Genomic DNA, 18,963 nt, shown 5'->3' with positions numbered 1-18,963 from the left:
TATGACGCTGATTACCAGGTGGGTGCAGATGCTAATCAGGTCATAAACCTAAAAATCACTACCGATATGAATACTACCGGCTTAGCTCTTTCTGGGGTTACGCTTAGTAGTGCTGCTAATGCTCAGTTAGCGATTACAGCTTTAGATAATGCTTTGTCTTCTGTAAATGGCGTTCGTGCTGATTTAGGTGCTAAGCAAAACCGTTTTAGTTCAACAATACGTAACTTAGAAAACGTGTCTGAAAATGTATCTGCTTCAAAGTCACGTATTATGGATGCCGATTTCGCAAAAGAAAGTGCTAACTTGGCTCGTAATCAGGTATTACAACAGGCATCAAGCTCGATGTTAGCTCAGGCTAACCAGCAACCTCAGATTGCTTTGTCTCTGCTATAATAAAGTTAGTTCATATATTAAAAAGCTTTGTATACTGAGATGCTTGGTGTATGAAGCTTTTTTTTGGAGGAAAAATGGAGTCAAGTAATATTAGTTCGCTGAAAATGTCGGTGAGCACAAACATTAACTCACCAGTGAGCAAAGACACGGAGTCCACTGAGAAAACCGACAGTGAACAGCAGGAATCCAAGTATCAAGGTGATGTGGAGAATGGTTTTTTGGCTCAAAATTTGCAGGAGTCAATTGGTAAAATAGAGTCTCTCTCTCAGCTTAAGACTAAAAAGTTTGAGTTTAGCGTTCACGAAGAATCTAAAAAATCATTTGTTGTAGTTAAAGATACCGAAACAAATGAAATTATAAGACAGATCCCAAGCCAAGAGGTATTAGAGTTAGCTGAAAAAATTGATAGACTTCAAGAAGAGATTTTTGGTAGTTCATTAGGCTTACTTTTTGATCAAGAAATTTAAGGATACATTATGGCCAGCATCACATCAGCCGGTGTAGGCTCGGGGTTAGATCTTGAGTCTATAATTGAAGTAACAATTCAAGCCGAAAGTGAAGTTAAAACGAAGCAGCTTAATGCTCGAGAAATCAATTATACGACAGAGTTATCTGGCGTGGGCACATTTAAAGCTGCACTGGACACTTTCAACACAGCTCTAGCTACCTTAGGAGAGGAAGAAACATATGACTCTCGTAAAGTGCAGTTTAGTGATGGTATATTAGAAGGCGACCAAGCATTTAATGTTGATATAGATAGTTCGATGCAGGCAGGTGAGTTCTCTATAGAGGTATCGCAGTTAGCTTCGGGCTCTAAGTTACAATCATCGGCTTTAAATAGTGTTAATGATACCGTAGGTGCCGGAAATTTGACACTGAGTGCTGGTGACTCAGAGTTTTCAATTGAAGTTTTAGCAACTGATACGCTTGAAGATATAAGAAATAAAATAAATCAAACAAGTGAAAACTTTGGGGTAAGTGCAAATATTGTTAATAGTGATGCAGGGGCCGTACTAACTTATAGCTCATCTAAAACAGGTGACGGGAATACTCTTTCGGTTGCTGCTGACGATGATTCACTTGCTTCTATAGCTAGTAGTGCTCCGAGTTCAGCTGGAGGAGTGTCTATTCTACAAAATGCCGTTAATGCAGAAACGTTGATAAATGGTCAGGAGGTTAGTAGCTCGTCAAATACCCTTAATGACAAAATACAAGGTACAACGATTACTTTAAACAAGGTTACCACAGAAGCTCAGACATTCAATGTTTCAGTTGATTCAGAAGTTGCTGTAAAAGCTGTTGATGAATTTATTGGCGCCTATAACACCTTAAAAGAGCAGTTAGATACATTATCGAATCCAACAAGTGGAATGCTTGCCTCTGATAGTAATATTCGCAGTGTGGAACAACAATTGCAAAGAATGTTTACAAACGATTTAGGTGGAAGTACTGAGATACAATCTCTTATGGAACTCGGTATCACTTTTAATCGTTTTGGTGAGATGGAGAAGTCAGCTACAGGCATAGGGACTTTAACAAGTGGTCAAGATACTTTTGATGATACTTTAGAAAATAATTACAGCGACTTTCAAAATTTCTTTAGTAGCGATGATGGCTTAGTTAAAAAAGTAGATGGCCTAATTAATTTATACACAAGTAGTAGTGGCTCACTTATAAAGCGCGAAGAGTCTTTAAACGAATCGTTAGAGAGTATAGAAATAGATAGGGAAAGTTTGAATGAGAGGTTAGTTAATTTAGAGGCATCGCTTAGAAGTAAATACGCCTCTTTAGATAGTTTAATTGCTCAATATCAAACATCAAGTTCTTACATTTCAAGCATACTAACGAGTGTTTCTACTAAAAAATAAGGTTTAAAATGAATACACGTATCAGTAAATATCAACAAGCTCAAAAAGAATTACCATTGTCAGGTGCGAATCCGCATCAAGTGATTCAGATTTTAATGCGTGAGTTATTATCTCAGGTTTATCAAGCCAGAGTGTGTATAGAAAGGACTGATATTGAAGGAAAAAATAAGAGCATTAACAAAGCAATAAAAATTGTAGGCGGTTTACAGGGCGGCCTAAATTTGAAAGAAGGGGCGGAAATTGCAGGTAATTTAGATAGCCTTTATAACTACATAACAGTTCGTCTAACTGATGCTAATGCTGAAAACTCGACTGAGATATTAGATGAGATTAAAGAGTTATTTTTTCCTATCAAAGAAGCTTGGGACAATATTAGTGAGTCAGACAAAGCTTTAGGGATTAAATTGATATCGGAAGCTAAGCAGTAAGATGCCAGAGTCAAATTGCATAACAATTTTAAATGAAATTTTAATCATTACTAAAGATCTAAACACGAACTTATCAAATAATCATTTTGACGATGCTTTAAAATTATTATTAAAGAGAAACAGTTTATTTCAAGAAGTTGCTCAATCAGAACTGACTAATTTAAGTGTTGATGAAAAAAATAAAGTTCAATCATTAATTGATACGATATCTAATGCTGACTCTATCGGTAGTGAGGTGGCTCTAAATGAAAAACACAAGCTGTTGACCGAGCTTTATAACCTGAATAAGAAAAAGCTCGCCTCGAAAAAATATACAGAAAATAAACTTTAGAAGATTTAATATGTCAGATAACCTTGAAAGCCAAATTAATCAGCAGATAAAAGCTTTAGAAGCTCTGCAAAAAAAGTTAACAAAAAAAGTTAATTTAGAAAGAGAGCTAACTCAGTTTTCAGATGAGTTTATCCAACCTGATTTTGATATGTCGGAGCGATATGAAGATAATATGGCTGCGTTTTTCAAATTTTATCCTGATATATTTCACAGCTTTAATAATTACACACTAAAAAGGTATGAACTGACTTTTGAGAATCAACAATTAAACATTTTTGATACTAAAGACAAAAAATATTTGTATAAAGATAATGTATTTAAGAGTTCATTTTTACAATGTAAACGCTTTTATAAAGATCCTCAATTATTTCAGCAAGCCTTTGATGAAAGACAAGATGATATTGATAGATTTATTCATACCAAACATTTAGCTAAATTAACAAGCTTTTTAAATTCAATCCAAAGAAACAACGATAAACTACCGACGATTATATCGTCAATGATGTTTTTTGGTGTTGGTGCAGGTTGTCATATACATCAAGTTGTGCAGAACCATAAAATTAAAAATATGTTCATATATGAGCCAAGTCTAGACTTATTTTATTTAAGTCTGTATTTGAATGATTGGAATGATATTTTAAATAAATTGGACATGGATGGTGGTCAGTTACACTTCAGTTTAGGCAAGCCTGAATCAAACAAAAACCTTGTGAATGAGGTTTCTGGATTGTTCTTTAAAATTGGCCGATTTCATTCTGCCAGAAGTTATATATATGTACATTATCTTGAAAAGGATTTACTTGAATCGGTATCTGAAGTATCGAAAAGTTTTGATTTGAACTTGTTAGGACTAGGATTTTTTGATGATGCTTTAATGAGTATTGGGCATTTTCAGAATAATTTGAAAAATAAAATCAAGCTATTAAAAAATAAAAAATTAGAGATGCTATCCAACATACCTGTGTTTGTAGTTGCTAATGGCCCATCTCTAGATGAAGATATCGATTTTTTAAGAAATAATAAAGATAAGTCGATTATAATAAGCTGCGGAACTGCTATTGGTGCATTATATAAGTATGGTATAAAGCCTGATTATCATTGTGAAATGGAACGTTGTTTAATAACGAGAACAGTTTTAGATATCATAGATGATAATAGTTATTTTAAAGGGATTACTCTACTCGCTTTGAATACTGTTCACCCAAGTGTTTTTGAGCTGTTTGACAATTCTGTTCAAGCTATAAAATTGGGTGAAGCTGGCAGCACACTTCATCAACAGAACCCAGATGTCGAACCTGGTGACTATGCCGTATTGTCGTACTGCAACCCTACAGTAACAAATTGTGCTTTGTCATTTTGCGAAAGTATGGGAATGGATAAAGTGTTTTTATTTGGCGTAGATATGGGATATGTCGGAGATAAACACCATTCGAAAAAAAGCATCTATTATGATCAAAATGATAAAGAGCAAGATAGAGATTTATATAAAATCGATAATACTATTTCGGTTAAAGGTAACTTTGTAGAAGAAGTTAAAACTGACTCAATATATAATTACTCACGTAGAGTTATAGAAAGTTTTCTTGCTGCTAAACCCCACTTAAATGTTATAAACTGTAGCAATGGGGCCAAAATATCAGGAGCAATGCCTACACACTCCGATGACATATCATTTTCTGAAATTTTAAATAAGAAATTATTAATTGAGTTAATAAATAATAACCTTTTTATTGATCCTGAAGATTCAACATTAGACTTTTTTGATGAGGTCATATTAGAAAATAAGCATCACTTTATAGATTTATGTGATTTCTTCATAGAGCAGCTTTCTGCTAACCCAAAAAGCGTTGATGATACAATTGAAGTATTAGAGTCTCAGTTAGATCGTCTAAAGAGTTTTAGTGCTAGTAAATTTAGTGTATTTGATGATTTATTGAGAGGTAGTTTATTACACTCTCACTCTGTGCTTCTGCATGTATTATACTCTTCAAATGATGAGCAGGAATCGTTATCTAATTATGCTGCAGCATCTAAATATACTATTGATTATATCAAAGACATGAAAGGGGAGTTTTTAATTAACCCTTATAAAATAGATATTATAGATGATGCAGATGTTTGGATAGAGTAAAAGCGTATGAAAATAGAACAGCGAGAAATTTTCCTTTCTTCCGAAGGGGATAAGTGGTTTGAGCGTAACAAACAAGTTTACTGTGAAAGCAGCAAAGATAAGGTTATTGATTTTATCAAAGCGCAAGAGCTGTCTCCTAAACGTGTACTTGAAATTGGTTGTGCAAATGGTTTAAGGCTTCATTCTTTGTTCAAGGAATTCGGTTCGGACGGGTACGGCGTAGACCCGTCATCTTCCGCAATTGAAACTGGGAAACAGAATTATCCACATTTACATTTGTCTGTAGCAACAGCTGATTCAATTGATTTCGAAAAAGATAGTTTTGACTTAGTGATTCTTGGTTTTTGCCTTTACCTATGCGACAGAGAAGATTTATTTACCATCGCAGCAAAGGTTGATCAGGTGTTGGAAAATGGTGGGTATATTATTATTCAGGACTTTTTACCTCCATATCCTTACAAGAATAAATATAGCCACTGTGAAGGTCTGTACAGTTACAAATTTGATCATAGTAGAATGTTTACATGGAATCCGCTTTACTCGATGCTAGCAACAGATATTTCTACTCACTCTGCGCGCGAATTGAGAACAGATGTAGATGAGCGTGTAGGTATAAGCTTACTATATAAACAAATCGACGATGCATATCCAAATAAGCAAAAATAGATGCACATAGCGATTAGAGTTGACTCATCAAGTCAAATTGGTGCGGGGCATGTTATGCGCTGTCTTAACTTAGCACGTTGCTTTCGTGAGCATGGTCACACAATCGCATTTGTATGCAGAGATTTGCCCGGCAATTTAATCCCCTTTTTGAAGAGTCTTGAATTTGAGGTGGTTACACTGCACAATCAAGAGCCATCATCTTCTCAGTTACTTTCTTCATATGAAAGCTGGATAGGGGTAAGTTGGCAACAAGATGCTAAACAGTTTTGTTCATATAATCTGCAGGTTGATATAGTAATTGTTGATAATTATGCCCTTGATTATAAATGGCAGTCACAAGTGCAGCAGCATTTTAATTGTAAAATGGTTGCAATCGATGATTTAAAAAGACGACATGTTGCCGATGTGGTAATTGACCAAACTCTTAATTGCACACCTGCCGCTTATTCCGACTCTGACAGCAGCTGTATCTTGACGGGCACAAGATACGCAATGCTCAATCCAAAGCTGCTAAATTACCGTAACACTGTGACTAAATCTTCACTTGATGGTTTTCTCAGAGTGCTAATTAGTTTTGGTGCAAGTGATGAGCCTAACGGTACATTGCGTGTATTACAAACCCTGGTTACAGCTCGCATTAATTTTCAGGCAACAGTCTTATTAAGACCTAGTGCAATAAACTATCAATTGGTTAAAGAGTTTGTAAACAGATACCCTAAGTTTATTAAACATTTTGACCATATTGATAATATGGCAGAAATTATGATAGAACACGATGTTGCAATAGGTGCTGCGGGATCTTCATGTTGGGAGCGTGCTTGTATCGGGTTACCAAGCATAATAGTACCCATTGCTGATAACCAGCGCGATATTTGTGATGCCCTTGTTTTAGAGAACATTGCGATTCAAATTAAACTTGAACAAATAGAAGATAAACTTCCTTTCGCGGTATCTGAGCTGATTGAAAAATATGATGATTTGAAGTTTAATGGCCTAAAAATTTGTGACGCCAAAGGGGTTGAGCGGATATATAATAAGGTAATGGAAGCGATAGGTTGAAAGTACTCTTTTTAGGCACTGAGAAAACTGCGGTGTATCAATGGTTAAAGCATTTCGATTACGAGTTGCTTTTTACATCCACTGCTATAAGCATTGAAAAAGTAATCCAAATCGAGCCTGATTTTATCGTTAGTCATGGTTATCGTCATATTATTGGACCAGATATTGTTGCTGAGTATTTTGGTAAAATAATTAACTTACACATTAGTTATTTACCTTGGAACAAAGGTGCAGATCCAAATTTTTGGAGCTTTTACGATAATACGCCAAAGGGCGTAACTATTCATCTAGTTGATGATAAACTGGATACTGGTGATATTTTGGTACAACGTGAACTCGACTTTAATTTACAAAAAGAGACACTAGCATCATCATATGTGACACTGCAGAAGTCGATTTTAAATTTGTTTATTAAATCGTGGCAAGATATTGTCACTGGTAAACTTATAGCTAAACCGCAAATGGGTGCAGGTACTTATCATAACACCTCTGACAAAAATGAGATTTTTGAAAAGCATAATATTAGTTGGGATACACGATTATGCGACATCGTACTTTTGAAAAAGCAGTTAGTACAGAAGTAGGGACAAGCTAGTTCATTTCATGTGATATTCATATAAACTATAATCTTACTTTCCTTAGTTGCAAATCTGTAGACACTTTAATACGTCCATTCTTAGCTATATGTTTATTGTGACCCCCAAAAAATAGAAAGGGATAGGTACAAAAAATTAGATTGTGGTCAAGATTAATTGACCACAACACTTATTAACCTATGACAAAGCCAAGAGAGATTAATTGAATGACTTCTATTTATTGGTGGAAGAAACAAAGGCAATGGTAGAGAGCACGCTCAAACGTATTGGGCTTTCGCTCATATTGAATGTGTGAACCGATTTCAGCATTGTTCCAATGCGCATATTTTGGACCGCGGAGTAGACGGTGAAGCAAGTTATGCTCTACCGTTAATCGAACATATGGCTGCGGCACCTGAGAGTCTTTGAATGTTTGGGTGGGCTTTTTATCAAGAGACATAGTAAAACATACTTTCTCACTTTCTATCACTAAATAAGTGGGTGATGAGTAGTTAATTTCATCAGCTTTGGATTTAAAGCGCAAATAGGAGTTTAACATTAAGTCCTCAAGCTCGTTATCATCCCAGACATCATTATCATAGGCGAGAGGCTGTTTGGTAATGTGGTTCATATACTGCTTTAATGTTGGTACTGCCTTGGTGCTTTTTATTAACTGCTGAATAGTTAAATCGTATTTATCATGCTGATTTAAAAGTAGACCCTTAGAGTTGCTAGGGGTGTTGGCTTCTAAATAGCAGGTGGCATCTTCTAGACTTGGCACGCCACGATACTCATTCATATGGGCATAGCGGGAGCCTAATACATAAGTACCGGCAAATGGTGCAAAGGCTTTAGGTTTAACAAGTTCAATGAAGTTTAGCGCTTGTTGCAAAAATTGTATTTGTTTAGCCTTTGCAGCATTGTTTTTTAGCTCGATTGAGTCAAACTGAAAACATTGTGGATAAGGGCCTGCACCAGCATAGCCGACCATTAAGAGGTCAATATCCAGTTGATCAAGACCATTCTTTAAAATTGTATGACTAGCTAATTCATAAGGACAATCATTTAAATTAAGTAAATGTTTACCTCCATGTGAAAATAGTGCTAGGGAATCAATTTGAGTGCTGCCAAATTTAGTTTCAATATGTCCACACCCCAAAAATTTTGAGCAGAGCTCTGGATTACAATTATCAGCGGCATAAATAGTTAATTGACTACCATTCTTAAATTTATAGGGTGTAGTGTTGTTCAACTCAATGACCTCAAAACCCAATAATTCCAATTTACGTTTTAAGAACGGGGAACTGTATTTGTGAATAAGTATAGGTTTTTTATAAGGTAATTTGTTTAATGTCGCTTCACTTAAATGGTCCGGATGGATATGAGATACATAGATATAATCGTATTGAAGTAAGCTTAGCTCAGATTCAGCAAATGGTGGGTAATGATACCAACTGCCGTAATATTCACCTTCAGTTAGCCATGGATCGGTTAAAACTCGGATTTCTCCCATCTCAACAATTTGTGTTGAGCTTTGCAGGTGAGTAACAAGCATCTTTTAAGCCACTCGTCTGATTGCAACGGTAGGTTGTTTGCTTAAGGGGTTACTAAGCATTTCAAATTTTTTATTGGTTTCTTTTAAAAACTCTTTCATTGCTAACGTTTCTCCAGGCCACTCTGTAGTGCATGCTTCATCAAAAACAATTACACCACCAACACTAATTGAATCCGAAAGTAACTTTAATGCAGCACGAGTTGGCTCGTATAAATCAAAATCTAAGTAAGCGAAAGAAATTAAAGAGTGTGGATTTTCTTTTTCGTATTCGGGAATAGTGACTAGCGCATCACCTGGGATGAGTTTTACCTTGTTTTCCAGTTCGAATAATGAAATCGCTTTTTTTAGTGTCTGCTCATCACCACAGTACTTGCCTGTTTGCGTGTTAGCGAACTCTCCGTCTTCTTTTACACCAGTAGGTAAGCCTGAAAAATTGTCGAACCCAATTATTGTTTTTGGCGCATATGGTTCTAACAGAGAGCTCATCTTTGCTAAAAACATTAAATTTGCACCTTTCCAACAACCAAACTCTATTATGTCTCCAGGAACTCCTTGAGTACTTTTCAGTAATTCAAAAGTCCAAAGTTTATTTGCTATTGTATGTACCCCAGCATACAAGGCAAAGTGATCGATCATATCGTAAAGGTTCGGTTGGCCAATTTCTTCTGCGAAGCTGGTTCTATTAGCTATAAAGCTATCTGGTTTCATAATTTGATCCTGTTTTAGAACAATAATTGAATTTTAATTTTATATCGCCATTAAATGAAATTAGACTGAGCTTAATTATATTACCGCTGAACCTTAATATAGAGAACAGTCAGTCTTTTCTATAAAGTGCTTAAATAGGTCTATGGTATCAAGGCTTGATTCAATATGAATAAGCTTTGCTAACCACACAGCCACAAAACCTGAAAGTAAACTGAATACCTTTGCCGATTGGCTGAAGTACAGGTTGAATGGGCCTAAGACAAACTTAAACCATGATACAATAACTTATATATTTGTCGTCTGCCTATTGACCATATCCCATGTCAATGCTGTAGCGGCTTCTATATCCATTGTAGCTTCCAAACCTAAAACAACATCTAGGTGTTTTGGAGCAAGCCCATAGCCTGGTCGAATGCAGCGAACATTGTCTTTGGAGAACACGTCTCCTTTCTTTATATCTTTGCTGATGTACAGCGAGCGTCGAAATATAAGGTTAGGTTGTTCTGATTGCGCTAGGGTAAAATTTGGTTTACCAATCGCGTGCCAAGCGTCACGAACATCCTTACATAAAGCTTTTAGTTCTTCGGGCTCTAGAGAAAATGCCGCGTCAGGTCCTCCATCTGCTCGTGCTAACGTAAAGTGCTTTTCGATTATTGTTGCGCCCAAGGCTACAGATGCAATAGCGGTTGTATTACCTAATGTGTGGTCTGATAAGCCAATTGGGAGATTAAAATTTTCTGCAAGCGCTTTCATTGTTGCTAAATTAGTTTGCTCAATCGGGGTAGGATAACCACTCACGCAATGAAGCAGTGTTACTTGCCCGTTACCATAATTTAAGGCAACAGCAAGCGCCTCTTCAATTTCTTGAATATTTGCCATACCAGTAGACATAATCATTGGCTTTTTTGTTTCAGCAACTTTTTTAACTAGCTCATGATCAATTAACTCAAATGAAGCAATTTTGTATGCAGGTGGGTCAAATTGAGTTAAAAAATCAACAGCAGTTTCATCGAATGGTGAACTAAAAATATCGATTCCTAGTTTATTTGCTCGATCAAATAGCTCTTGGTGCCACTGCCAAGGTGTATGTGCCCAATCGTATAATTGATACAGGCTCTTACCTTGCCATAGCCCTTCAGATATACAAAAATCTTTTTTATTAGAGTTTAACGTTAGTGTATCCGCGGTATATGTTTGTAATTTAACTGCATCTGCGCCTGCTTCAGCTGCTGCATCGATTAGCTTTAATGCCCTATTTATGTCGCCATTATGATTCCCTGACATTTCCGCTATGATGTAAGGAGGCGTGTTGCTTGATATTTCTCTTTCACCAATTTTCATAATGTTATCTGACCTTAAAGACATTCTCTATTTGTTTACCATCAAGATGTGCAGCTAAATTACCTTGTTTATCCAAATCATTTAATTGAGTAAATAATTCCTGATAATGCATTATAAGTTGATCTATGTTTTCAAAACTATGCGCGTAGGAAAGGTTGTGTGTTCCTATAAATAAAACACCGCGTTTGCAGAGCTCTTGAATCAACCAAGATTTAATTGTGTCTGCAGAGTTAACTCTGTCGTTGGTAATGTTTAAAAATGTCCAAGGGGAGAGTCCTTTTAATTCAAACATTGTAAAATCTGAGCAATATTTTTGATATTGCTCTACTAAGTAATCACCTAGCCCCCAAATATATTGGTCAAACTCAACTTTCTTCATTTTCTCAATAGTTGCTTTAGCTGCAGCAAGGGATAAAGTTTCGCCCCCAAATGTTCCTGAAAAAAAGATATCGTTCATTAACATCATGACTTCACGTTTACCAACGATTGCAGATAGCGGCATACCATTAGCCATCCCCTTACCAAAGGTTGCTAAATCGGGTGTTACACCAAAGTAGCTTTGAGCACCGCCTAAATGATATCTAAAACCTGTGATGATTTCATCAAATATAAGCACGATGCCATTACGAGAGCATAGATCTCGTACTTTTTCTAAAAAACCATCTTCAGGAGGCGCTATATTAAGTGGCTCCATAATGACTGCTGCAAGTTCGTCAGGGTGATTTTCAATGAGTGCTTCTAGTGAAGAGATATCATTATAAGTAAAGCCATGAGTTAGCTTTTTAGTGGCTTCAGGTACACCCAAATCGCGTGTAGTCGAACCTATGTACCAGTCTTGCCAACCATGGTAACCGCAAACAGCTATGTGTTCTCGTCCTGTATAAGCTCGTGCTATACGCACGGCTGCACTGGTAACATCACTGCCATTTTTAGCAAAGCGTACCATTTCAGCACAGGGAATAAGGTCAACTAAGAGCTCGGCAACTTCAGCTTCTAAAGTATGGGGAAGTGAAAAACTTATGCCAGATGAGAGCTGTGCTTTAATTGCATCATCAACTTCTTGATCTTGGTATCCTAAACTAACGCAGAGCAAGCCGTTAACATAGTCGGTATAAATATTGTTATCGAGGTCGGTAACCAGAGCGCCTTTACCATATTTAATAAAAAGTGGCGCAGCTTTAAAAGGTAAAGCCATTTTACTTTTACTAAAGGTTTGGCTCGCTAGTGGTATGATGTTTTGCGCCTTTTCATACCAATTTAGTGATTCAGAAAAGCTGATAGTCATTAATTAGAAACCTTGTTTTTTGTCTTGTAGCAGCGATAATTTGTAACCTTCATTTAGCTCTATATCGGCATTGAGCGCATTGACTTGCGGGTGTGATTGTAAATACTCAACTATTTGTTGATAACCAAATTGTTGCCCTTCGAAATGACGGTAGATTGCTGAAATTACTTCAAAGTCTTGTGAATGGTCGACGCTAATTCGAAATGCAGAATAATCTTGAGCTATAGTGAAATCTTCCAATGAAAGCAAGTTAGAATCGCGAATAAAAGGTGTTACATGTTCACGCTCTGATGGTTTTTTTGCTTTTTCATAAGCGGTTTTTAGCGCATTAAAGCTAAATACTTCGACATCCTGACCATCTGGAAAACACCGTATGACACAGTTGCTAGTATAGTCTGCGCTGTTTGTAATATGTGTGCTAACTATTTGGTCAATTAACACGGGGTCAATCAGTGGGCAATCTCCACATACGCGTACAATATGCGAAAAATTAAACAATTTAGCGCAATGATAAAATCGTGCTAGTACATCATTTAAATCACCACGGTAGCATTCTATATTAAGTTTTTGGCATAGTGTCTCGATAGGACTATCTAGAGCTTCATTTGACGTCGCCACAACAACTTTGTCTACAGCTATTGTCTGCGTAAGGCGCTTAAGTTGAATCTCTAGCATTGGTACGCCATTAATAGGGAGTAATACTTTTCCCGGCAATCGTGTTGAATTCATTCGAGCTTGAACAATAATACCTATCATACTTCCTCTATTTTAAAGGTGTGACCAATTACTTGGTATAATGAGCGAGTTATTGGTGCATGCTAATTGGTGGTAACTGATGTTGGCTTTGGTGTGCCAGGCAGTGTGAATTTGTGCTAACTCTGATGCCGAACAACAGCCAACAACAACTCGATCAATTTCATCAATTGATTTTAGAAAACTTAAGCAAATTTCGAGCCTAGAGTAAGATACTGAATTGACAAATTTGTCGAAAGCATTTAGTTCGTTGAATTGCGAAAAGTAGTGACTACGTGAGTCAGGCGACATTAGCAGCAATCCTTGCAAAAATGCGGAACGCACGTGAATTTCAATACCTTGCTCTTTCATTTGGGTTAATAAACCATCTTGTAAAAAACGCTGGTCTAATACATTTAAAGGTATTTGGATTATATCGGGCTTAATTATCTCGAATAGTTTTACTTGCTCTGGAAAGTAAAGTGACATTCCAATTTTTTGTACTAACCCTTGATCTTTTAATTCAACGAGTTGAGAGGCTATTTCGTCAGCTTGTGAACTTTTTAGCACGTCAGCATTGTGTAATAGCACCCCATAAATAGATGACCTTTGCAGTTTGCTAAGAGATTCCTTAAGTGATTGGCTTACATTAATAACTGAATCTGTGTCAATTGCGAGTTTTGTAATGATATCAAAGTACTTATTAGTTAGTTGACCTAAAACTGCTTCACTAGTGCCATACATTGCCGCGGTATCTAACATATTAATCGATAGTAGTTCCGCTTGCTTGAGTAATTTAGTGACTATTTTGCTGGGAACAACTCCTCTGGAGTTACTAACACCGTAGTCCAAGCCAAATTGCACTGTACCTAGAGCAAGCTTCATACTAAACCAATCAATGTATTTATAACAAATTGCTGCTCATCAGCTGTCATCGTGGGATGCAGGGGAATAGTTAAAGCCTGTTTGTAGTAGGTTTCAGCATTAGGAAAATCACCTTCCAAAAAGCCCAAAGCTTGATAATAAGGCTGTAGATGGATCGGTATATAATGCAAGTGAGCAATAACTCCTTGCTCGCGCATGCCTGAAATGACTGAATTGTGTTTTTCTACGTCACACGGTGTTAAGTGAACAATATATAAATGGTAGCTCGAGTAACAATCATCCGATTGTGATAAGTGGGCTATACCTGAACCTGAATTTACAAACGCATGATTATATTTGCTTGCTATATCGTTACGTGCTGATACAAAGTTATCTAGCTGTTTTAACTGACTCAGCCCTAAAGCGGCTTGCATGTCAGTCATTCTATAATTAAAACCGAGCTCTAGCTGTTGATAGTACCAAGGGCCATGACTTGGTTGGGTCATTTCTTCAGCAATATTAGTAATACCATGGCTTCGTAAGCGTTTCATCTTCTTATCAAGTGTTTCACAGTTGGTAACCGCCATCCCCCCTTCAGCTGATGTGATTATCTTGACTGGATGAAAGCTAAAAACTGTAATATCTGAGTACTCGCAGCTGCCAACAGGTTTGTTTTTATACTTTGCGCCAATAGCATGCGAGGCATCTTCAATAACCTTAAAGCCATACTCTTCGGCAAGTTCATTGATTGCTTCCATATCGCATGATTGCCCAGCTAAATGAACAGGTATCACGACTTTAGGGAGTCGCTTGTTTTGTTTGGCAATGGTTAATCTTTTTTTTAGGGCGACAACAGACATATTGCCTGTTTCAAGGTCGATATCAACAAAATCGACACTTGCTCCACAGTAAAGCGCGCAGTTACTCGATGCGACAAATGAAATTGGCGACGTCCATACGATGTCACTTTTATCAACACCTAAAGCAAGACAAGCAATATGTAAGGCTGAAGTGGCGCTGTTAGTAGCGCAGGCGTAATTAGCAACACAATACTCTGCAATGGCACTTTCAAATGCCGGGACTGCAGGCCCTTGTGTTAACCAGTCAGACTTTAATACCTCAATTACGGCATTGATATCATCATCAGAAATACTTTGCTTGCCGTAAGGAATTACCTTGTTTGTCATAATCATTTTTACAGCAACGCTTGGGCATTGAAGTTTTTGATTTCTTCAATACTCATATAATCAGGGTTATCTAGCGAATTATATTCAAAACCTTGCGCTACTTTTTTACCTTTTTCGCCAATTGCATTTTCAGTAAAGTCGTTGCTTCTGCTGCTAAACTTTATGCCTGGAGCAATAACAAAGTGGTCCTTGTACTCGTAGGTTTCAAAACATAAATCAGCGGGGCACATAACCTCATGAAGTTTTTCACCAGGGCGAATACCAATTATTTTTAGTGGTAAGTCAGGTGCCATTGCTTTTGCAAGATCGGTAATACGAATTGAAGGGATTTTAGGAACGAAAATTTCACCGCCTAACATGCGTTCAAAGTTAGTAAGTACAAAATCGACGCCTTGTTGAAGGTTTATCCAAAAGCGAGTCATTTCATCGTGTGTGATTGGGATGTGATCGCGCCCTTCATCAATAAACTTTTGGAAAACTGGCACAACAGAGCCGCGAGAGCACACCACATTGCCGTAGCGAACAACAGAAAAGGTAGTGCGGTTGCCACCTGCAATATTGTTAGCGGCTACAAAAAGTTTGTCTGATGCCAGTTTTGTGGCGCCATACAAATTAATTGGGTTTGCAGCCTTATCAGTAGACAAAGCGATTACTTTTTCAACATCGTTATCAAGGGCTGCATCAATTACGTTTTCAGCGCCATTAATATTTGTTTTGATACATTCCATTGGGTTGTATTCAGCAGCCGGAACTTGCTTCAAAGCAGCTGCATGAATAACGTAGTTTACACCGCGCATGGCACGTATTAATCTGTCTTTATCTCTTACATCGCCAATAAAATAACGCATACAAGGTTGGTCAAACTCTTGTTGCATTTCAAATTGCTTAAGTTCATCGCGTGAAAAAATAATGATTTTTTTTGGATTGTAACGCTCAAGTAGTGTCTTGACGTATTTTTTCCCGAATGAACCGGTACCACCGGTGATTAAAATTGTTTTGTTATCGAACATAGTGCTACCCAAATTATTTATTATTGGCGTTGTATGACACGCAAACGTGATTTTTTAATACACATCTCAATACTTTAACCACTAAGCAAGCAAAGTGCCAAGTTAATTTAATCTAACAATGGTACAAAGGGCAAAATTTCGCAAATTAAGCTATAATTTAATCAGTCAGCACCACGGAGGCCGTTATGAAAATTCAATCAGCATCAGCTAACTTTTTAAACCAAACTCAGCAAACAAATAACAAACTTGCAGAGCAACTTGCTACAGGTAAAAAAGTAAATACCGCAGCAGATGATGCAGCGGCTTTGCAAATTATTGATAGGCTTACTTCACAGCAAAATGGTTTTAGCCAAGCTGTAAGTAATGCGTATGACGGGATTTCATATACTCAAGTAAGCGAAGCTAACTTGAGTGGTGTGAATGATGCCGTTTCGCGTATTCAAGAGTTATCAATTCAAGCGGGTAACGGTGCATTGACTGACAATGATCGTGCTGCGTTGCAAGAAGAAGTCGTGCAATTGCAAAGCCAAATATCTGAAACGTTCGAAAATGCGAGTTTTGCAGGAAAGCCCTTATTTGATGGTCAAGCTGTCTCGTTTCAAGTTGGTGCAGATGCGAATACAAACCAAACGGTAAACTCTACAGATGGTAGTTTTGCCTCTGCGTTATCAACCATTGATATTTCAACCCAAGCCGGTGCTCAAGCGGCTATTGACATCAGTAAGCAAGCAAATGATGAAATAAATGCACAACGAGCTGAGTTAGGTGCATTTCAAAATACGTTGGCAAGCACAATTAAAGGGTTAGGGACGCAGCAAGAAAATATTGCAGCCAGTCAAAGCCGCATTCAAGATACCGATTACGCCCTAGCAATTTCTCAACAAGTGTCTAATGACATTTTAGCGCAATCATCAGTTGCTCTTCGTGGCCAGGCTAACCAATCTGCAGAGTCTATTTTAGGCTTACTTTAAATATTAATACTTAATAGTTAATTCTTAAGTATGATTGAATTAACGAGTGCGTCTGTTTTTTGGCGTTTATGTCAAAAAACTGCCGCTATCACTTGCATCCGTGCTTAACTGGCTTACAATTTAGTTAATTATACTAAAGAGTGAAGCACGGCTCGCTAACTATGATCCTGATTTTAGATAATAATAACAATCGCTCTATTGGGTTAAACGCATCACTTGGTTTTATCGGTGAGGCTACTCACCGTGTAGATGAAGACAACTTTGAACAAGAGTGTGCAAAATATCAGCAGCATGAGTGCATGGTCATTTTAGGGGCTTTACAGTCTCTCGATCACGAAAACTTAATTAAGCGCTACCCAACACTTCCATTTTTATTAATAGGTGAAACGTTAAGACCATTACTTAGCATTGCTAATGTAGTTGGACTTATTTGTGAGCCATTTAATCACGAAGTGACCACACAGTTGCTTCATGATTGCCAGCAGTATCATCGTATGTTGCCGGGGGAGCACAAAAATACTCAGCCACATAAATCTTTTGATGGCCTTGTAGGTGAAACACAAGCTGTAAAAGAGGTTCGCTTTTTAATTGAACAAGTAGCAAAAACAGATGCAAACGTTTTAATTTTAGGTGAGTCAGGTACTGGTAAAGAAGTGGTTGCACGTAACGTTCACTTGCTATCTAAACGAAGTACAGGGCCATTTGTGCCTGTAAACTGTGGAGCTATACCTGCAGAACTATTAGAAAGTGAACTTTTTGGCCACGAAAAAGGGGCGTTTACAGGGGCTATTTCTGCGCGTAAAGGCCGTTTTGAGTTGGCGCAAGGCGGTACGCTGTTTTTAGATGAAATTGGTGATATGCCGTTACAAATGCAGGTTAAACTTTTACGCGTATTACAAGAACGAAGCTATGAGCGTGTAGGTGGAACTAAGGCGATTCAAGCCGATGTACGTGTTATTGCTGCAACACACCGCAACCTCGAAACCATGATTGAAGCTGGCAGCTTTCGTGAAGACTTGTATTATCGGCTAAATGTATTCCCTATAGAGAATCCGTCGTTAAGTGAGCGTGCTGATGACATTCCTTTACTACTTAAGGAGTTAATGCGTCGCGTAAACGAGCAAACGGGCACTACAGCTAAATTTACTGAGCGTGCAATTGAAAGCTTAAAAGAGCATGCGTGGCCGGGTAATATCCGTGAGCTTGCGAATTTGGTTGAGCGCATGGTTATAATGTTCCCCGAAAAGGTAGTAGACATACCTGACCTACCGAATAAATACCGTTATATTGAAGTCGATGCCTATGAGCCTGAGTATCCTGAAGAACTTATGGAAAAAGATGCCTTTAACGATATATTCAGTACTGGGTTTAGTGATTATGACAATGAGCCAGAGCCTGAATTTAACCAAGCTGGCTCAGGCGTATTACCCGAAGAGGGCATTGAGCTTAAAGAGTATTTAGCAGAGCTTGAAATAAGCTTAATTACCCAAGCTTTAGAGCGTTTTGATTACGTTGTTGCTCGGGCAGCTGAGATACTGGGCGTAAGAAGAACAACGCTCGTAGAGAAAATGAAAAAGTATAATCTTTCACGAGATTAGAAGTGCGAAAATGGTGAAATACTCTTTGTTATTTTTATTCATTTTTGAGCAATTAATTTACGGGCTTTGCCCGTCGCGCAAGCAAGCTTGGCGTCTACAAGATAAACGCAAACTTGACCTTGACGGTAGACGCTGAGCTTGCTTACGGGAAAAACGTAGCTTTTAATCACTTAAACACGCATCTTAAAAACGAAGGAAAATGAGAAACCATAGTTAACTTACACGTTACTTCTTTAAAGCGAAGCGTCTCTTACCCTCTTT

The 18,963-nt window shown here is 37.5% G+C and carries 19 protein-coding genes; 11 read left to right on the top strand and 8 right to left on the bottom strand.

Features of this window, described 5'->3' with window-relative positions:
- From R0J88_RS14160 to R0J88_RS14120, 9 genes are all read left to right on the top strand, one after another.
- Positions 1–393, top strand: a 393-nt coding sequence (locus R0J88_RS14160; RefSeq protein WP_410900209.1) for a flagellin, incomplete at its 5' end; no start/stop codon positions are given.
- 74 nt (positions 394–467) lie between these two features.
- Entirely contained in the window at positions 468–860 is a 393-nt protein-coding gene (locus R0J88_RS14155; protein ID WP_171047580.1) for a flagellar protein FlaG, read from the top strand.
- A gap of 9 nt (positions 861–869) precedes the next feature.
- Positions 870–2,261 (top strand): flagellar filament capping protein FliD, encoded by a 1,392-nt coding sequence (gene fliD / locus R0J88_RS14150; RefSeq protein ID WP_138740393.1) that lies wholly within the window; start codon positions 870–872, stop codon positions 2,259–2,261.
- An 8-nt stretch (positions 2,262–2,269) separates the two neighbouring features.
- Positions 2,270–2,689, top strand: a complete 420-nt coding sequence (gene fliS, locus R0J88_RS14145) for a flagellar export chaperone FliS (protein WP_138740392.1) — start codon at positions 2,270–2,272, stop codon at positions 2,687–2,689.
- Position 2,690: 1 nt separating this feature from the next.
- Entirely contained in the window at positions 2,691–3,020 is a 330-nt protein-coding gene (locus tag R0J88_RS14140) for a hypothetical protein (RefSeq protein ID WP_138740391.1), read from the top strand.
- Between the two features lie 10 nt (positions 3,021–3,030).
- Entirely contained in the window at positions 3,031–5,151 is a 2,121-nt protein-coding gene (locus tag R0J88_RS14135) for a 6-hydroxymethylpterin diphosphokinase MptE-like protein (protein WP_410900208.1), read from the top strand.
- 6 nt (positions 5,152–5,157) lie between these two features.
- Entirely contained in the window at positions 5,158–5,817 is a 660-nt protein-coding gene (locus R0J88_RS14130; protein WP_138740389.1) for a class I SAM-dependent methyltransferase, read from the top strand.
- A complete protein-coding gene (pseG, locus tag R0J88_RS14125; RefSeq protein ID WP_138740388.1) occupies positions 5,818–6,876 on the top strand; it encodes a UDP-2,4-diacetamido-2,4,6-trideoxy-beta-L-altropyranose hydrolase in 1,059 nt (352 codons plus the stop codon).
- Positions 6,873–7,460: a formyltransferase family protein gene (locus R0J88_RS14120; protein ID WP_138740387.1), complete on the top strand. Its 588-nt coding sequence runs from the start codon at positions 6,873–6,875 to the stop codon at positions 7,458–7,460. Before pseG ends, R0J88_RS14120 begins: the two co-directional genes overlap by 4 nt.
- 229 nt (positions 7,461–7,689) lie before the next feature.
- Here R0J88_RS14120 and R0J88_RS14115 read toward each other — a convergent pair whose 3' ends face one another.
- The 8 genes from R0J88_RS14115 to pseB form a co-directional block, all read right to left on the bottom strand.
- A complete protein-coding gene (locus R0J88_RS14115) occupies positions 7,690–9,006 on the bottom strand; it encodes an MBL fold metallo-hydrolase (protein WP_138740386.1) in 1,317 nt (438 codons plus the stop codon).
- 3 nt (positions 9,007–9,009) lie between these two features.
- A complete protein-coding gene (locus R0J88_RS14110; RefSeq protein WP_138740385.1) occupies positions 9,010–9,714 on the bottom strand; it encodes a TylF/MycF/NovP-related O-methyltransferase in 705 nt (234 codons plus the stop codon).
- Between the two features lie 285 nt (positions 9,715–9,999).
- Positions 10,000–11,055 (bottom strand): pseudaminic acid synthase, encoded by a 1,056-nt coding sequence (pseI, locus tag R0J88_RS14105; RefSeq protein ID WP_138740384.1) that lies wholly within the window; start codon positions 11,053–11,055, stop codon positions 10,000–10,002.
- Positions 11,056–11,059: 4 nt separating this feature from the next.
- Positions 11,060–12,340 carry an aminotransferase class III-fold pyridoxal phosphate-dependent enzyme gene (locus tag R0J88_RS14100; RefSeq protein ID WP_138740383.1) on the bottom strand — a complete coding sequence of 427 codons (1,281 nt, stop codon included), beginning with the start codon at positions 12,338–12,340 and terminating at the stop codon, positions 11,060–11,062.
- A 3-nt stretch (positions 12,341–12,343) separates the two neighbouring features.
- On the bottom strand, positions 12,344–13,096 hold the full coding sequence (locus R0J88_RS14095) for a cytidylyltransferase domain-containing protein (protein WP_138740382.1): 753 nt from the start codon (positions 13,094–13,096) through the stop codon (positions 12,344–12,346).
- Positions 13,097–13,108: 12 nt separating this feature from the next.
- On the bottom strand, positions 13,109–13,957 hold the full coding sequence (locus R0J88_RS14090; RefSeq protein WP_138740381.1) for an aldo/keto reductase: 849 nt from the start codon (positions 13,955–13,957) through the stop codon (positions 13,109–13,111).
- Positions 13,954–15,123, bottom strand: coding sequence for a UDP-4-amino-4,6-dideoxy-N-acetyl-beta-L-altrosamine transaminase (gene pseC / locus R0J88_RS14085; protein ID WP_138740380.1), 1,170 nt, complete (start codon positions 15,121–15,123; stop codon positions 13,954–13,956). Before pseC ends, R0J88_RS14090 begins: the two co-directional genes overlap by 4 nt.
- Before the next feature lie 8 nt (positions 15,124–15,131).
- On the bottom strand, positions 15,132–16,133 hold the full coding sequence (gene pseB, locus R0J88_RS14080; RefSeq protein WP_138740379.1) for a UDP-N-acetylglucosamine 4,6-dehydratase (inverting): 1,002 nt from the start codon (positions 16,131–16,133) through the stop codon (positions 15,132–15,134).
- A gap of 185 nt (positions 16,134–16,318) precedes the next feature.
- On the opposite strand from pseB, the gene R0J88_RS14075 reads away from it, so the two are divergent.
- Together R0J88_RS14075 and R0J88_RS14070 are read left to right on the top strand one after the other, a co-directional pair.
- Positions 16,319–17,104, top strand: coding sequence for a flagellin (locus R0J88_RS14075; RefSeq protein WP_410900206.1), 786 nt, complete (start codon positions 16,319–16,321; stop codon positions 17,102–17,104).
- 161 nt (positions 17,105–17,265) lie between these two features.
- Positions 17,266–18,702, top strand: coding sequence for a sigma-54 dependent transcriptional regulator (locus R0J88_RS14070; protein ID WP_138740377.1), 1,437 nt, complete (start codon positions 17,266–17,268; stop codon positions 18,700–18,702).
- The last annotated feature ends 261 nt before the right edge of the window (positions 18,703–18,963 follow it).

This window comes from Pseudoalteromonas sp. SIMBA_162, from assembly GCF_046535955.1.
GTDB lineage: Bacteria > Pseudomonadota > Gammaproteobacteria > Enterobacterales > Alteromonadaceae > Pseudoalteromonas > Pseudoalteromonas marina.
Note: the sequence above shows the minus strand (reverse complement) of the source record. Positions and strands in the feature narration are given on the sequence as shown.

Excerpts from the sequence above, each read along its gene's own strand:
- R0J88_RS14155 (WP_171047580.1), top strand. The coding sequence starts at position 468 with ATGGAGTCAAGTAATATTAGTTCGCTGAAAATGTCGGTGAGCACAAAC.
- fliD (WP_138740393.1), top strand. The coding sequence starts at position 870 with ATGGCCAGCATCACATCAGCCGGTGTAGGCTCGGGGTTAGATCTTGAG.
- fliS (WP_138740392.1), top strand. The coding sequence starts at position 2,270 with ATGAATACACGTATCAGTAAATATCAACAAGCTCAAAAAGAATTACCA.
- R0J88_RS14140 (WP_138740391.1), top strand. The coding sequence starts at position 2,691 with ATGCCAGAGTCAAATTGCATAACAATTTTAAATGAAATTTTAATCATT.
- R0J88_RS14135 (WP_410900208.1), top strand. The coding sequence starts at position 3,031 with ATGTCAGATAACCTTGAAAGCCAAATTAATCAGCAGATAAAAGCTTTA.
- R0J88_RS14130 (WP_138740389.1), top strand. The coding sequence starts at position 5,158 with ATGAAAATAGAACAGCGAGAAATTTTCCTTTCTTCCGAAGGGGATAAG.
- pseG (WP_138740388.1), top strand. The coding sequence starts at position 5,818 with ATGCACATAGCGATTAGAGTTGACTCATCAAGTCAAATTGGTGCGGGG.
- R0J88_RS14115 (WP_138740386.1), bottom strand. The coding sequence starts at position 9,006 with ATGCTTGTTACTCACCTGCAAAGCTCAACACAAATTGTTGAGATGGGA.
- R0J88_RS14110 (WP_138740385.1), bottom strand. The coding sequence starts at position 9,714 with ATGAAACCAGATAGCTTTATAGCTAATAGAACCAGCTTCGCAGAAGAA.
- pseI (WP_138740384.1), bottom strand. The coding sequence starts at position 11,055 with ATGAAAATTGGTGAAAGAGAAATATCAAGCAACACGCCTCCTTACATC.
- R0J88_RS14100 (WP_138740383.1), bottom strand. The coding sequence starts at position 12,340 with ATGACTATCAGCTTTTCTGAATCACTAAATTGGTATGAAAAGGCGCAA.
- R0J88_RS14095 (WP_138740382.1), bottom strand. The coding sequence starts at position 13,096 with ATGATAGGTATTATTGTTCAAGCTCGAATGAATTCAACACGATTGCCG.
- R0J88_RS14090 (WP_138740381.1), bottom strand. The coding sequence starts at position 13,957 with ATGAAGCTTGCTCTAGGTACAGTGCAATTTGGCTTGGACTACGGTGTT.
- pseC (WP_138740380.1), bottom strand. The coding sequence starts at position 15,123 with ATGACAAACAAGGTAATTCCTTACGGCAAGCAAAGTATTTCTGATGAT.
- pseB (WP_138740379.1), bottom strand. The coding sequence starts at position 16,133 with ATGTTCGATAACAAAACAATTTTAATCACCGGTGGTACCGGTTCATTC.
- R0J88_RS14075 (WP_410900206.1), top strand. The coding sequence starts at position 16,319 with ATGAAAATTCAATCAGCATCAGCTAACTTTTTAAACCAAACTCAGCAA.
- R0J88_RS14070 (WP_138740377.1), top strand. The coding sequence starts at position 17,266 with ATGATCCTGATTTTAGATAATAATAACAATCGCTCTATTGGGTTAAAC.